Here is a 14,190-nt window from a genome sequence, read left to right on the forward strand (position 1 = left end):
GAATCCCTTGTTCTTCTTCCATTCTTATCCGTTTCTTTATAACATATGAATACATCAAAAGGTTCTTCTTTCTTTGATATTTCAAGTATCCCCTTTTGTATCTCGTCTATTTCTCTTGCCTGTTCTTCGTATATTCTCTTTTGTTCTTCACTTGCATATTTTATTGCAAGTTTATAGTCTCCATCTGCAAATACTGATGTATAGTGTGTTCTATTTATTGTCGGTACTATTTTTTGTGTTATTGGATCTTCTACATATTCTATTCCATATTTACATAATACTAAACACCAATATGCCTCTGCATCTGTGCTGTCATCTTCTAAGATATTTTCATATACCTTTAATGCTCTATCGTATTCATTATTCCTTCTTAGTTCACTGGCTGCATTATATAAATTTTCTCTTTTTTCGTCATTTAATAGAGGTAATGTCTGCTTTGTACCGCAGTACTCACATACTCCTACCTCTTGATTTTCTTCTATTCTTAACGTGCCGCCACACATTTTACATTTATACTCTGCCATCTTTTCCCCTAACAAATTATAAAAAATTTAATATAAAAACTTTATAGAAGTAGAAATTATAATTTCTACTTCTATAATATAATTATTTAAAAAGTTTACATTTTTGATTTCTATCATTAATTAAAACAAGAATTTCATCACAAAGCTTATCCAAACCTTCTTCTTTTTCTTCTTTCACCATTTTTGCAAAATCATTAAATCTTAATGTAATTTCAGTTTCAATAGATGAAATAGCATCACATGACATTGGATCACTATAACGGATCGCTTCAAATACTTTTTCACACATAGCTTTTGACTTATTATTTTTTGCATAGTTAATTAAACTTTGAGAATCTGCAGTAAGTGATTTTATAAAGATTGTTTGTTCTTTTATTTTATCATCAATGTCACCAACCATTTGACCTGCAGCTTTAGCCTTAACTATTGAAATAGCATAAAAACCTAGAACAAGTAAACAAATAATAACACCTAACCAAAATGGGAATCCTGGAACAACCATACAAATTATTCCGACAATTAAAGATATAATTAATGCAGAATAACTTATGGTAATAATAGGTAGATTTAAAAAAACTTTCTCTTTTTTATCTTCTTTAAAGAAAATATAACTACAAAGTAATTGTCCTAAGAAAGCTATATCAATTAAAGCATAACCAACAAAAAAACTTCCCGTAATTTTATTTATACCTGTTACCATATTTGGCATAATAAAAATAACTAAATTTAAGACAATAAAAGCTACTGCCCAACAAACAGCATAATAATTAAAATATCTTTTCATTTCTATTTCCCCTTTTTATAATTTTTCCCCACATTCAGGACAGAATTTTGCATCTGTTACAATTTTTGCACCGCATTTTGAACATGTATTTTCCAATTTAAAACCACATTTAGGACAGAATTTCCCTTTTGCAACTGTTTTATTACAATTTGGACATATAATTGTTTCCATAGATTTATCAATAACTTGTTGACCACAATTTAAACAGAATTTTGCAGATGAAGGAAGCACAGCCCCACATTTTGAGCATACATTAACTTTTTGACCATTTTGCACTGTTTCACTTGCGTTAATTGAAGAATCCATTGCATCACTCATCATGCCTCCAACCATACCACCAACGGCTCCGCCTACACCGGCCATTGTTCCAAAACCAACTCCCATATTTGTAAACTCTCCAACAGCTTCGTTCTGTGCAACTTGTTCCGCAACATCAAATCCACGTTCTTGTTGATATGTATATCCTTCTTGACTTCTTTTTGTTGCTAAAGCCTTAGATTCTATAACTGTTTTTTGAGCTTCTGTTTGAGCATGAATAATATCTGTTTGTTGTTTAATTTTCGCTTCTGCAATATCTGCATATTGACGGAAATGAAGTTCTTTAAATTTTTCGTATTGTCTATCCCCGTCCGGTTTAACAATATTTGTTACAAAAAATCTTTCAAGATTCATTCCGTAATCACTAAAATCATTAACTAATAATTTCTTAATAGATTCAGAAAAAAGAGTTATATTTTCATCAATTTCAAAAATATTTATTGCATTATTTTTCATTACTTGAGCAATATAAGTTTTTACTCTTGTCATAAGGAATGAACGGAAAAAACTAACCAAAGTATCTCTATTTAAATAATTTTCCGTACCCACAAGTTTTACAAGAAGTTTTCTGCTGTCATTAACCTTAAGACTCATTTCTCCGGAAGCACCTATATAGATAGGAAAACCATATGTAGGTTCAATATATTGAACTTTACTGTCTGTTCCCCATTTTATTGCCATTTGTTCTGTTTTATTTATAAAATAAACCTCACAATGAAATGGTGTTTTATCATCCGTTGCTCTATTCAAAATCTTACCTATTAAAGGTATATTTTGAGTTTCAAGAGTGTATCGTCCAGGTCCAAATAAGTCTAAGGCTTGACCGTTCATAAAAAATACCGCTTCTTGAGATTCATGAACAATAAGCTGGGTCAAACCGTTAAAATCTTCCATAGGATGTTTCCATATAAATGTAGAATTATCTCCCTCATATTTAATAACATCTGCTATTTTAGCCATAAAATCATCTCCCCTTTTATTAAATATTTATTTAAATTTTTTATATTTTATTGTACGTTTTCAATTTAAATTATAAATGATTTTACATAACATATCAACGAAATATCCAAAAGATAATATAAAATAATTTATTTTAATTATAAATTATATTTATCAAATACAACATTTTTTATTATATATAATATGAAAATAAATCATTGCTATAAAAAAACTTTTAATATATAATATACAAGTTTATTAAATACAAAATAATTTATAGGCAGGTAAAAAATGACAACAGAGCAAATTATTTCAATAGTAATCTTTTTAATTACAATGACAGCAATTATGACAGAAAGAGTACATCGTACTGTTGCAGCAATTACAGGTGCAATACTTCTCATTGTTACACATATTTTAACAATAGAAACAAGCATAGCTTATGTAGATATAAATACGGTCGGCGTATTGGTTGGCATGATGCTTTTTGTAGCTGTAGTAAAAAATTCAGGTATATTTGAATACATAGCAATCAAGTCGGCTAAAATTGCAAAAGGAAAACCGGTTAATATAATGATTATATTCATTTTAATAACTACTATTTTGTCAGCATTCCTTGATAATGTTACTACAGTTTTATTAATTGGTCCAATGACAATAGCAATAACAAGAATATTAAATATTAATCCCATACCATTCCTTATTACTCAAATTATGGCTTCAAATATAGGTGGTACTGCAACACTAATTGGGGACCCGCCAAACATAATGATTGGAAGTGCTGCAAATTTAGGATTTACAGATTTTATATTAAATACAGGACTACCTGTAATATTCATTATTATTACAGCAATAATATATTTTCTTTTAATTTATAAAAAACAACTTGTTGTTGATGAAGAAAATATAAGTAAAGTAATGGAAATGGATGAAAACAAAGCAATAAAAGATAAATCTTTAATGATAAAAAGTATTGTTCTTATTGTTCTTGTTGTAATCGGATTTATTTTCCATTCTCAGCTACAAATGGAATCTTGCGTTATAGCACTTCTTGCTGCTATAATTATGTTACTTATTGGAAAACAAGATGCAGAAGAAATAATTCTTGGAGTAGAATGGTCAACAATACTTTTCTTTATAGGACTATTTATAGTAGTAGGAGGTCTTGAAGAAACAGGAGTAATCGATAAATTAGCTAATTTATTGGTGTCTGCCACAAGCGGTAATATGATACTTACAATGATTATAATACTTTGGGCATCTGCAATTATTTCTTCATTCCTTGATAATATTCCTTTCGTTGCAACTTTAATACCTCTAATCCTTACAATGCAACAAACAGGAAATATTGACGTAACACCACTATGGTGGGCATTATCTTTAGGTGCTTGTCTTGGAGGTAACGGAACATTAATTGGAGCATCTGCAAATGTAGTTCTATCAAGCATAAGTAGCAAAAACGGATATCCTATAACTTTTAAACATTACATGAAAATAGGTTTTCCGTTAATGATTATATCAATAATAATATCATCTATATATTTATTAATACGATTCTAATAAGAAGAAAGGAGATTTAGCATGAATAGGAATTCAGTAAGCGGAGATATAATAGACTTTAGTCTAAAACAACTTGGTGCAAAAATAAGCAAGTTCAATAGTCAAATGCATTTGGTCGAATTTGATATAAATGAAAAATGTATGGTTTCTTATATCTTCACAATTACAAGAGAAGACAAATTTTATCTACAAAGACTTAAACCATATCCACTATGGGAAGAAAAATATGCGAACGTTGATGAAATAGTTAAATTTATAGAAAAAGATATCGCAAAATTTAAAAATGCAGCAAACAGCAATAATTTCGATAAATTTATAGAAATTGCACAAAGCAGTGTTTTTATCTCTCAATATTTAGAAAATCTGTTTTTAAATTACAATATTGACAGAGAAATGCTTGATAATATTGAGGTGGGAATAAAAGAAATAATGGAAGTTATTCAAATGCATAATACAGAAGAAGCATATGAAAAAATAAAAGTAAAACTTAAATAAAAGACAGTATATACTGTCTTTTTTTAATTTATAAAAATACCCAAAATGTAAATTCGAATAAATACAAGCAAAGTTAAATGAATAGGATAAAACAAATAAAAAAGATATTTTATATTTAATTTTCCCTTTAATCCATTATACATATTAATAATTAAAAGAGAAAATACACTTATGCAAAAAAAGCTTTTCGAACTATACATAAGTAAAACTCCTGACAATAAAAACATCATTGATTTATCATTTCTAAATAAATAAAATATTGCTATTAATAAAATACCGATATAATCATAATCCAAACGAAGATAATAACTTAAAATACAAAAAACAAATACTATTATCCCCTGTTTGAAAATTGCTCCGCTGTTTTTACTTAAAGCTCCAAGCATCAATACCGCAAGAGCAAATTCAAACAAAACATTTTGATATCCTAAATAAAAAAATGAATTATGAAATGCTAAATCAAAAGGAATTTCAGAAATAAAAGCAAATATTAATATTCTTATAAAGTATCTCTTTATGCTCTTTGTATGTAAAAACCCTTCAACAATAAAATAACAAAACAAAGGGAAAGATATTCTTCCTATAAATCTTAAAGCATAATCAATATTAAACCAAAATAGAGCATCTCTTCCCCAAAATACACTAAAATTTAATATGCCATTTTCTATTAAACCCCCTCCAATATGATCTATAAGCATTAATATTAAAGCAATAATTTTAATCTGATTTGAATTCAAGCAATCTTTCATTGTTATCACCTTAATAAATAATACCACAAAAATAAAGATATCAATAAAAAAAGCACTACAGAGTAGTGCTTTATCTGCTTTTGACTATTAACTTAATTCCCGTTCTGTCACTGCCATTTATTTCAACTTCCGTAAATGCGGGAATACAAACAAGATCATGCCCTCCCGGAGCAACATATCCTCTAGCAATGGCTATGGCTTTTATCGCTTGATTTAACGCTCCTGCTCCAATTGCCTGAACCTCTGCCTGATCACTTTCTCTAATTACACCCGCAAGCGCCCCCGCAACAGAATTAGGGTTTGAACCGGATGATACTTTCAATACTTCCATAATGTTTCCTCCTAAAATATAAGTTATTAATAAGTTAATTTCTTCATTAATTAATATGTAATAAAACTTGTATTATTCCCATAATTAATGAATTTTATAATGACTTTCTTTAAATATTACTATGAAAATCTAAAATCATAATATCATAACTATTTATAGAACTTTTGTGCTTTTTGTCGAAGAAATTAATATAAAAAGAATAATAAATTTCAATAATTTTCTAAATATTTTTATTATTTTGGAAATTATTGTTTGTAATTTTCAGAAAATTCTGATATAATATGCGGTTATACTTTAATTTACTATATATAAAGGAGATAAAATATGAATAACTGTGTAGAAATAAGATGGCACGGAAGAGGCGGTCAAGGAGCAAAAACTGCAGCTTTGTTACTTGCCGATGTTGCCTTCCAAACAGGAAAATATGTACAAGGTTTCCCTGAATACGGACCAGAACGTATGGGAGCACCAATAACTGCATATAACCGTATAAGCGATACTCCTGTAAGAGTGCATTCAAATATATATACACCACAATTCGTGGTAGTTGTAGACGAAAGTTTACTTGACAGCGTTGATGTAACAAAAGGACTTAAAGAAGACGGTGCTATAGTAATAAATACAACAAAAGATAAAGAAGAAATAAAACACCTTCTAAATGATTATAAAGGCGGTATCTATACAATAGACGCAAAAAAAGTTTCAATGGCTTGTCTTGGAAAATACTTTCCAAACTCTCCAATGCTTGCAGCAATAGTTAAAGTATCGAAAATAATGGATGAAGATTTATTTTTAAAAGAAATGAAAGCATCTTTTGAACATAAATTCGCAAACAAACATGAAGTTGTAAGCGGAAACATGAAAGCTCTTAAAATGGCATTAAGGGAGGTAAGATAATATGGCTGATATAAAAAAATTAAGTAAAAAACCCGCATGGCACGAACTTACAACAGCAATGACAATAGATGAAGGCGGTACTTCTAAATTATTTAATACAGGAGAATGGACAAGTGTAAAACCTAAAGTAATCGGAGAAGAATGTAGACAATGTCTTTTATGTGCACAAGCTTGTCCCGACAGTGCAATACCAATTGCCCATAATCACAGAGTAGCAGTTGATGTAAACCACTGTAAAGGCTGTGGAATATGCGTAAAAATTTGCCCATTTGGTGCAATAAAAATGGAAGGAGTAAAATAATGACAAAGAAAGACAGATTATCAGGAAACGAAGCGGCAGCATACGCTCTAAAACAAATTAATCCGGATGTATTCCCTGCATTTCCAATTACTCCATCTACAGAAATACCACAATATTTCGCATCTTTTGTATCTAACGGAAAAGTAAATACAGAATTTATCACAGTTGAAAGTGAACATTCTTCAATGAGTGCAGCAGTAGGTGCCGAAGCAGCAGGAGCAAGAAGTGTTACGGCAACATCATCTTGCGGACTTGCTTTTATGTGGGAAGAACTATACGTTGCAGCATCAGACAGACTTCCTATTTTACTTACACTTGTAAACAGAGCCCTATCAGGACCTATAAACATAAACTGTGACCACTCAGACAGTATGGGAGCAAGAGATTCAGGCTGGATTCAAATATATTCTGAAAACAATCAAGAAGCATATGATAATATAATTCAAGCTTACCCTATTGCAGAAAATAAAGATGTATTACTCCCTATAATGATTTGTCAAGACGGATTTATAACATCTCATGCAGTTGAAAATATAGAGCTTTTAGATGATAAAGATGTTAAAGATTTTGTAGGCGAATATGAACCTGAAAATTATCTTTTAAATCCTAAAAAATCTTTTGCAATTGGAGCTTATTCAGTAACTGATTATTATATGGAAGCAAAAGTTGCACAAGCTAATGCAATGAAAAATGCAAAACAAGTTATACTTGACATTGCAGAAAAGTTTGAAAAAATTTCAGGAAGGAAATACGGACTTTTTGAAGAATACAAATTAGACGATGCTGATTATGCAGTAGTAATCATTGGTTCTGCAGCAGGAACAACAAAAGATACAATAGATAAAATGAGAAAAGAAGGCAAAAAAGTGGGACTTTTAAAAGTAAGAGTATTCAGACCTTTCCCTGGAGAAGAAATTGCACAGGCTCTTAAAGACGTAAAAGCCGTTGCAATAATGGATAGAGCTGAAAGCTTTAGTTCTCAAGGAGGTCCTCTTGGAAGCGAAGTTATGTCTTCTCTTTATAAAGCAAATAATAATTGCAAAGCAGTGAACTATATTTATGGTCTTGGAGGAAGAGACGTTACTGTAGACAATATGGAAAATGTATTTAACGAACTTGAAAATATACATAAATCTAATGAAAAATACGATACTTACAGATTTATGGGTGTAAGAGAATAGAGGTGGCAATATGAGTTATAATTTTAAAGAAGTAATAAGCAGACCTGAACGTTTAGCACCGGGACACAGAATGTGTGCAGGGTGCGGAGGAACAATTACAGTAAGAAACGTATTAAGAGGATTAAAACCAGAAGATAAAGCTGTAATAGGAAATGCCACCAGCTGTATGGAAGTATCAACATTTATTTACCCTTATACATCTTGGGAAGACAGTTATATACATAATGCTTTTGAAAATGCAGCTGCAACTATAAGTGGTGTTGAAGGTGCATATAAGGCATTAAAAAGAAAAGGAAAACTTAAAAAAGATCCAAATTTTAAATTTATTGTATTCGGTGGAGATGGAGGTACATACGATATAGGACTTCAATCTCTATCAGGAGCAGTTGAACGTAACCATGACTTTACTTACGTTTGCTATGATAACGGTGCTTATATGAACACAGGTATCCAACGTTCTTCAGCTACTCCAATGTACGCTGATACAACAACAACACCTGTTGGTAAAAAAAGTAACGGGAAACTTCAAAACAGAAAAGACCTTACTGAAATAATGGTTGCACATAATGCTCCATACGTTGCGCAAACAACATTTGTTCAAAACTTTAGAGATTTACATTTGAAAGCTGAAAAAGCAATATATACAAAGGGAGCAACATTCCTAAATGTAATGTCTCCTTGTCCAAGAGGTTGGAGATATAATACTTCTGATATTATTGAAATATGTAACTTGGCAGTAGAAACATGTTACTGGCCACTATTTGAAGTAATAGACGGAGAATGGAAACTTAACTATGAACCAAAGAAAAAACTTCCTATTGAAGATTTTTTAAGACCACAAGGAAGATTTAAACATCTATTCAAAAAAGGAAACGAAGATTTAATTGAACAATTCCAAAAAGAAGTAGATAAACGCTGGGAAAATCTTTTGAAAAAATGTAAATAGGTAGCCATAATATAAAAGTACGGACTGTATAATACAGTCTGTATTTTTTATAAAAAAAACGGCAAAACTGCCGTTTTAATCGTATATCCTATAAATTCTTTCTACATTTGTGCATTTAAAAGTCGTATCATCAAAAGTAAATACAGCACCATTTATCTGTCTTCTTCCCATTGCAAGAGCATATTTACCCGTTGGTCTTTGTGCTCTAAATTTCTTTACAATGAATTCTCTGTCTACGCCTATAACCCCGTCAACACTTCCGCACATTCCAACATCTGTTATATAACCTGTCCCATTTTCCAAAACCATGTTGTCTGCAGTTTGAACATGAGTATGGGTTCCATATACACCGGAAAATCTTCCATCAACAAAATATCCCATAGCAATTTTTTCGCTTGTTGCTTCTGCATGAAAGTCTAACATAATAATATCGCATATATTTTTTATTTCTTCATATATTTTATCTGCAACATCAAAAGGATTATCAAGAGGATTTAAGTAAGTAGTTCCAGATAAATTTACAACCCCTACCCTTACTTTTCCAACTCTATACACTTCATATCCTCTTCCAGGACAAGGAGAAGGATAATTTGCAGGTCTTATCATTCTATCTTCTTCTTGAATAAAATTATACACATCTTTATTATCCCAAATGTGATTTCCCGATGTTATAACATCAATACCACAACTTCTAAGTTCGTTATATACTTTTCTTGTTATTCCTTTTCCGTTAGCCGAATTTTCTCCGTTTGCAATTACAAAATCCGCTTTATATTCTGCTTTAATATCAGAAAGCTCATCAACGATGAGCTTTCTTCCATATTTAGCGAATATATCACCAAATACTAAAATCTTCAATTTTTACCTCTTTAACTATTTTGCATATTCTGTTGCTCTTGTTTCTCTTATTATGCTTACTTTGATATGACCTGGATATTCAAGATCATTTTCAACCATATTTGCTATTTCTTTTGCAACATGAACCATTTGTAAATCATCTACTTGTTCTGGTTTAACCATAACTCTGATTTCTCTTCCGGCTTGGATTGCATAAGATTTATCAACGCCTTCAAAAGAATTTGCAATTTGTTCTAATTTTTCAAGACGTTTTGTATAGCTTTCAAGTGTTTCTCTTCTTGCTCCCGGTCTTGCTGCAGAAATAGCATCGGCAGCTTGAACCAATACGGCTTCAACAGTTGCCGGTTCAACATCACCATGGTGAGCTTCAACAGCATGAATAACTTCTTTATTTTCTTTATATTTCTTTAATAAATCAACACCTATAGAAACATGGCTTCCTTCAACTTCATGGTCAATTGCTTTACCTATATCATGAAGCATACCTGCTCTTCTTGCAAGTTTTGCATTTGCACCAAGTTCATCTGCCATAATTCCCGCTAAGTTTGCAACTTCAATAGAATGTTTTAATACATTTTGTCCGTAACTTGTACGATAATGAAGTCTACCTATAAGTTTTGTTAAATCAGGATGAAGTTTCATAACGTTTGTATCAAATAACGCTTGTTCACCCATTTCTCTGATTTTTGTATCAATTTCTTTTTCTGCTTTTTTAATTGTTTCTTCAATTCTTGCAGGATGAATTCTTCCATCAACAATAAGTCTTTCAAGAGAAATTCTTGCAATTTCTCTTCTTACAGGATCAAATCCTGAAAGAATAACAGCTTCAGGAGTATCATCAATAATTAAATCAATACCCGTTAAAGTTTCAATTGTTCTTATGTTTCTTCCTTCTCTACCGATTATTCTACCTTTCATTTCATCGTTAGGTAAGTTTACGACAGAAACAGTAGTTTCTGCAACATGATCGGCAGCACATCTTTGAATTGCATAAGATACAATTTCCATAGCTTTTTTATCAGCTTGTTCCTTTGCTTCTAATTCCTTATTTTTAATAAGTAATGCAGTCTCTCTGGAAATTTGCTTTTCAACATCAGAAAGAAGTAATTGTCTAGCTTCTTCAAATGTTAGTTTTGAAATCTTTTCAAGCTCTTTAATTTGTTCTTGATGAGTTTTTTCAAGTTTATCTTCTTTTTTTAGAAGCTCTTCATTTTTCTTTATCAAAGAAGCTTCTTTATGATCTAAAGCATCGCTTCTTTTATCTGCCATTTCTTCTCTTTGAAGAACTCTTTTTTCAACAAGTTGAAGTTCTTCTCTTCTGGCTCTTGCTTCTTTGTCAAATTCAGTTTTTAAATTAAGCACTTCGTCTTTTGCTTCAATAAGCTTTTCTTTTTTTATTCTTTCGCCTTCTTTTAAAGCATCTTCGACCATCTTATTGGCAGTTTGTTCGGCATTTCTAAGTTTGCCTTCGCCAGATGTCTGCTTATAATATCCACCGATGAAAAAGCAAATTATCCCAATAACAGCCGCTATAATTAGCACTACTGGAAGTGATAATTCCATTTTCTCCTCCTTATTTTAAATTAATTAATAAAAATATTTAATTTTAAGTATGTAACGAAAATGAACCAAACAAAACAATACTATGTTTCTGGTATTAGAGTTAAAAATATATAAAAATATAAAATTTTAAATATATATAAATACTAAAAAAGTTTAGTTTATTATCGTAATTTAAACATACTACCTACTAATTTTAATGTTTTTTCACTATTAAGTCAACAAAAAAATAAAAAGGTTTTTATAAAATTCATAATATTTTTTACAATTTTTTACTATTAAAATATTATTATGATTTTATATTTTAATAAAACACAAAATGCGGTATAATGTTTAGCACAAAAAGGAGGTAATTTTATGAAACAATTCCTTAATGAATTTAAAGAGTTTGCTTTAAGAGGGAATGTAATGGATTTAGCAGTCGGTGTTATAATCGGGGGTGCTTTTCAATCAATAATAAACTCTCTTGTTAAAGATATAATCTCCCCTATTATTGGCTTATTTGCCAGAACTGATTTTTCAGACATGGTTATAACAGTACTTGATGTTCAAATTAGATATGGTTCTTTTATAACTGCCGTAATAAACTTTTTAATAATGGCATTTATTATCTTTGTTATGGTGAAAATGTTAAACAAATTAGCATCAATCGGAAGAAAACAAAAAGAAGATGAAGCACCTAAAACAAAAAAATGCCCTTATTGCTTAAGTGAAATCCCGGTAGAAGCCACAAAATGCGCACATTGTACTTCTGATTTAACAGAATAAATTTAATTAACTTAAAATAAAAAAGTTTATTAAAATTACAATCAAGGAGTTAAAATGAAATTAAAAAAAATAAATATAAATAATTGGAATAGGAAAGAATATTTTGAACATTATTTTTCTAATATACCTTGTACATATAGTATGACTATAAAATTAGATATTACAAAAATAAAGTCAAAAAATATAAAATTATATCCAACAATGCTTTACTATATAACAAACATTGTAAATAAACATGATGAATTTAAAACAGCATTTAATGAAAATGGTGAGCTTGGCATTTATGACGAAATGATACCTTGCTATACAATATTTCATAAAGATACAAAAACTTTTTCAAATATTTGGACAAGGTATACATCAAATATTAATGATTTTTATGCTGAATATGAAAATGACTTAAAACAATATGGAAACAAAAAAGAATTAAATGCAAAATCCAATACTCCAAGTAACACATTTAATGTATCAATGATACCTTGGACAACTTTTGAAAGTTTTAATTTAAACCTTCAAAAAGGTTATACATATTTATCCCCTATTTTTACATTAGGTAAATACTACAAAGAAGATGATAAATTCTTAATTCCATTATCTATACAAGTTCACCATGCAATATGTGACGGATTTCATGTATGTCAATTTTTAAATGAATTACAGGATTTAATAAACAAATAAAAATATACATAAATTCTTTCAAACAATAAAAAAAGAGCTAAATGCTCTTTTTTTATTTTGCAGCTTGAGTCTCAGGTGAATATATTTCTCTTGTTTGTATATCTTCTTTATTTAATTCAAAATCAGTTTTATCTTTTTGTATAACACCTATATAACTTTTCCCTTCATATACTGGAAGTTCATTTCCTTCAAGAGTAGTAATCTTTAAATCACCCTCTTCACTGTCTTTTGACCACTTAATTTCTTGAACTCTACCGTTTGAAAGATAATATCCGCTACCACCTTTCCAATCAACTTCTTTTAATTCTGCAACACCAAGCATACCAATTTCAGTTTCTAATATAAACACATTTGTAAATTCCAATTGTTTATTTGTTTTCCCATCAATTTGATCTTTTCCGCTATGTTGCTTTTTATATGTTTTACTTTCACTGTCAAATGTAAAAGTAGAATAATATTCATTAGAGAAATTTAATGTAGCTTTGTTGCAAGCAGTAAGTTTAGTTGTTTCAATAACTTCTTTAGCTTCTTCCTCTTCTTTTCCACCAAATAATTTTTCAAAAAATCCGGGTTCTTCCTCAACAACTTCCTCTTTGACAATAGGTTCAAAAGCAAAAATAGGTTTATTTTTTTCTTCTTTTAAATCAGTCCTTATGTTTTCTTTATTTAAAACTTCAGGAATATTGCCACCTTTCAAATATCCGGTATGCTCTAATGCATAACCACTATTTAATCTGCTTTCATCCCTAGAAAACAGTTCACTTCCATAACTCATACCATCAAATGTATCCATATTCATTTTTCCTAACAAATCGTATGTATAATAATTTGCTCCCCAATGAATATATATACTATCAAAACTATTTGCAAATATAGGGAAATAATATCTACAACTTCTAATAGGACATACATCAGGCACTTTTGTATAATCTCCATAAACTGCCATAAGCCTTGTAATATTGCCCTCTACCGGAATTTCAAAAATAATATCTGCATCCCCTATTCCATATTGTGGTAATGCTTCTTTATGATTGTTTACCATTACAGCAATAGGTCTTTTCCCTACAGCTTCTTTTGATATTCCTTCAAGTCCTGTAAGAGGATTAACATCTGCCTTTACTTCAGCCGTTTTTTCTTCTTTTCCACACCCATAAAATGTTACAAGAATTAAAAATATACATGTTATAATTGCAATGAGTTTTTTATTCATAATATCCACCCCCTATACACCAAAAATTTTATCACAAATCTTTTTATTATGCAAACTTTTACATTTATTTAATTATATTACAACATAAAAT

At 29.9% G+C, this 14,190-nt stretch carries 16 protein-coding genes; 8 read left to right on the forward strand and 8 right to left on the reverse strand.

Annotated elements, in window-relative coordinates; all coding sequences use genetic code 11:
• From V2W16_RS08185 to V2W16_RS08195, 3 genes are all read right to left on the reverse strand, one after another.
• Nucleotides 1-524, reverse strand: a 524-nt coding sequence (locus tag V2W16_RS08185) for a TFIIB-type zinc ribbon-containing protein (protein ID WP_329384192.1), incomplete at its 3' end; no start/stop codon positions are given.
• Between the two features lie 82 nt (nt 525-606).
• Nucleotides 607-1,308 carry a hypothetical protein gene (locus tag V2W16_RS08190; RefSeq protein ID WP_329384195.1) on the reverse strand — a complete coding sequence of 234 codons (702 nt, stop codon included), beginning with the start codon at nt 1,306-1,308 and terminating at the stop codon, nt 607-609.
• A gap of 15 nt (nt 1,309-1,323) precedes the next feature.
• Nucleotides 1,324-2,586: an SPFH domain-containing protein gene (locus V2W16_RS08195; RefSeq protein ID WP_329384197.1), complete on the reverse strand. Its 1,263-nt coding sequence runs from the start codon at nt 2,584-2,586 to the stop codon at nt 1,324-1,326.
• A 270-nt stretch (nt 2,587-2,856) separates the two neighbouring features.
• Here V2W16_RS08195 and V2W16_RS08200 point away from each other — a divergent pair, with 270 nt between their 5' ends.
• Nucleotides 2,857-4,125, forward strand: coding sequence for an ArsB/NhaD family transporter (locus V2W16_RS08200; RefSeq protein ID WP_329384199.1), 1,269 nt, complete (start codon nt 2,857-2,859; stop codon nt 4,123-4,125).
• 21 nt (nt 4,126-4,146) lie between these two features.
• Complete coding sequence (locus tag V2W16_RS08205) at nt 4,147-4,620, forward strand: hypothetical protein (protein WP_329384201.1); 474 nt, start codon at nt 4,147-4,149, stop codon at nt 4,618-4,620.
• A 23-nt stretch (nt 4,621-4,643) separates the two neighbouring features.
• Here the strand turns inward: V2W16_RS08205 and V2W16_RS08210 are convergent, their stop codons facing one another.
• Together V2W16_RS08210 and V2W16_RS08215 are read right to left on the reverse strand one after the other, a co-directional pair.
• Nucleotides 4,644-5,369: a TraX family protein gene (locus V2W16_RS08210; RefSeq protein WP_329384204.1), complete on the reverse strand. Its 726-nt coding sequence runs from the start codon at nt 5,367-5,369 to the stop codon at nt 4,644-4,646.
• 70 nt (nt 5,370-5,439) lie between these two features.
• On the reverse strand, nt 5,440-5,700 hold the full coding sequence (locus V2W16_RS08215) for a stage V sporulation protein S (protein WP_007049799.1): 261 nt from the start codon (nt 5,698-5,700) through the stop codon (nt 5,440-5,442).
• A gap of 324 nt (nt 5,701-6,024) precedes the next feature.
• On the opposite strand from V2W16_RS08215, the gene V2W16_RS08220 reads away from it, so the two are divergent.
• Genes V2W16_RS08220 through V2W16_RS08235 form a run of 4 tightly spaced genes read left to right on the forward strand, consistent with a single transcriptional unit; the run spans nt 6,025 to nt 9,025 of the window.
• A complete protein-coding gene (locus V2W16_RS08220) occupies nt 6,025-6,597 on the forward strand; it encodes a 2-oxoacid:acceptor oxidoreductase subunit gamma family protein (protein ID WP_253229498.1) in 573 nt (190 codons plus the stop codon).
• Nucleotide 6,598: 1 nt separating this feature from the next.
• Nucleotides 6,599-6,898 (forward strand): 4Fe-4S dicluster domain-containing protein, encoded by a 300-nt coding sequence (locus tag V2W16_RS08225; RefSeq protein ID WP_329384216.1) that lies wholly within the window; start codon nt 6,599-6,601, stop codon nt 6,896-6,898.
• Nucleotides 6,898-8,079: a pyruvate ferredoxin oxidoreductase gene (porA, locus tag V2W16_RS08230; RefSeq protein ID WP_329384219.1), complete on the forward strand. Its 1,182-nt coding sequence runs from the start codon at nt 6,898-6,900 to the stop codon at nt 8,077-8,079. Before V2W16_RS08225 ends, porA begins: the two co-directional genes overlap by 1 nt.
• A 10-nt stretch (nt 8,080-8,089) precedes the next feature.
• Nucleotides 8,090-9,025: a thiamine pyrophosphate-dependent enzyme gene (locus V2W16_RS08235; protein WP_329384222.1), complete on the forward strand. Its 936-nt coding sequence runs from the start codon at nt 8,090-8,092 to the stop codon at nt 9,023-9,025.
• A 75-nt stretch (nt 9,026-9,100) separates the two neighbouring features.
• On the opposite strand, the gene V2W16_RS08240 is transcribed toward V2W16_RS08235, so the two are convergent.
• Nucleotides 9,101-9,883 (reverse strand): TIGR00282 family metallophosphoesterase, encoded by a 783-nt coding sequence (locus V2W16_RS08240; protein WP_329384225.1) that lies wholly within the window; start codon nt 9,881-9,883, stop codon nt 9,101-9,103.
• A 15-nt stretch (nt 9,884-9,898) separates the two neighbouring features.
• Entirely contained in the window at nt 9,899-11,446 is a 1,548-nt protein-coding gene (gene rny / locus V2W16_RS08245; protein ID WP_138269335.1) for a ribonuclease Y, read from the reverse strand.
• 354 nt (nt 11,447-11,800) lie between these two features.
• Here rny and mscL point away from each other — a divergent pair, with 354 nt between their 5' ends.
• Together mscL and catA are read left to right on the forward strand one after the other, a co-directional pair.
• Nucleotides 11,801-12,211, forward strand: coding sequence for a large conductance mechanosensitive channel protein MscL (gene mscL, locus V2W16_RS08250; protein WP_329384230.1), 411 nt, complete (start codon nt 11,801-11,803; stop codon nt 12,209-12,211).
• Nucleotides 12,212-12,265: 54 nt separating this feature from the next.
• Nucleotides 12,266-12,889 carry a type A chloramphenicol O-acetyltransferase gene (gene catA, locus V2W16_RS08255; RefSeq protein ID WP_329384233.1) on the forward strand — a complete coding sequence of 208 codons (624 nt, stop codon included), beginning with the start codon at nt 12,266-12,268 and terminating at the stop codon, nt 12,887-12,889.
• Nucleotides 12,890-12,941: 52 nt separating this feature from the next.
• On the opposite strand, the gene V2W16_RS08260 is transcribed toward catA, so the two are convergent.
• Nucleotides 12,942-14,099 carry a DUF3048 domain-containing protein gene (locus V2W16_RS08260; RefSeq protein WP_329384236.1) on the reverse strand — a complete coding sequence of 386 codons (1,158 nt, stop codon included), beginning with the start codon at nt 14,097-14,099 and terminating at the stop codon, nt 12,942-12,944.
• Between the last annotated feature and the right edge of the window lie 91 nt (nt 14,100-14,190).

It is taken from the genome of Anaerofustis butyriciformans, assembly GCF_036289385.1.
GTDB lineage: Bacteria > Bacillota > Clostridia > Eubacteriales > Anaerofustaceae > Anaerofustis > Anaerofustis butyriciformans.

What these genes read in the sequence shown, in the direction of transcription:
- mscL (WP_329384230.1), top strand. Translation starts at nt 11,801, where the DNA reads ATGAAACAATTCCTTAATGAATTTAAAGAGTTTGCTTTAAGAGGGAAT.
- V2W16_RS08205 (WP_329384201.1), top strand. Translation starts at nt 4,147, where the DNA reads ATGAATAGGAATTCAGTAAGCGGAGATATAATAGACTTTAGTCTAAAA.
- V2W16_RS08260 (WP_329384236.1), bottom strand. Translation starts at nt 14,099, where the DNA reads ATGAATAAAAAACTCATTGCAATTATAACATGTATATTTTTAATTCTT.
- V2W16_RS08220 (WP_253229498.1), top strand. Translation starts at nt 6,025, where the DNA reads ATGAATAACTGTGTAGAAATAAGATGGCACGGAAGAGGCGGTCAAGGA.
- V2W16_RS08210 (WP_329384204.1), bottom strand. Translation starts at nt 5,369, where the DNA reads ATGAAAGATTGCTTGAATTCAAATCAGATTAAAATTATTGCTTTAATA.
- V2W16_RS08195 (WP_329384197.1), bottom strand. Translation starts at nt 2,586, where the DNA reads ATGGCTAAAATAGCAGATGTTATTAAATATGAGGGAGATAATTCTACA.
- porA (WP_329384219.1), top strand. Translation starts at nt 6,898, where the DNA reads ATGACAAAGAAAGACAGATTATCAGGAAACGAAGCGGCAGCATACGCT.
- V2W16_RS08225 (WP_329384216.1), top strand. Translation starts at nt 6,599, where the DNA reads ATGGCTGATATAAAAAAATTAAGTAAAAAACCCGCATGGCACGAACTT.
- V2W16_RS08200 (WP_329384199.1), top strand. Translation starts at nt 2,857, where the DNA reads ATGACAACAGAGCAAATTATTTCAATAGTAATCTTTTTAATTACAATG.
- V2W16_RS08215 (WP_007049799.1), bottom strand. Translation starts at nt 5,700, where the DNA reads ATGGAAGTATTGAAAGTATCATCCGGTTCAAACCCTAATTCTGTTGCG.
- V2W16_RS08235 (WP_329384222.1), top strand. Translation starts at nt 8,090, where the DNA reads ATGAGTTATAATTTTAAAGAAGTAATAAGCAGACCTGAACGTTTAGCA.
- V2W16_RS08190 (WP_329384195.1), bottom strand. Translation starts at nt 1,308, where the DNA reads ATGAAAAGATATTTTAATTATTATGCTGTTTGTTGGGCAGTAGCTTTT.
- catA (WP_329384233.1), top strand. Translation starts at nt 12,266, where the DNA reads ATGAAATTAAAAAAAATAAATATAAATAATTGGAATAGGAAAGAATAT.
- rny (WP_138269335.1), bottom strand. Translation starts at nt 11,446, where the DNA reads ATGGAATTATCACTTCCAGTAGTGCTAATTATAGCGGCTGTTATTGGG.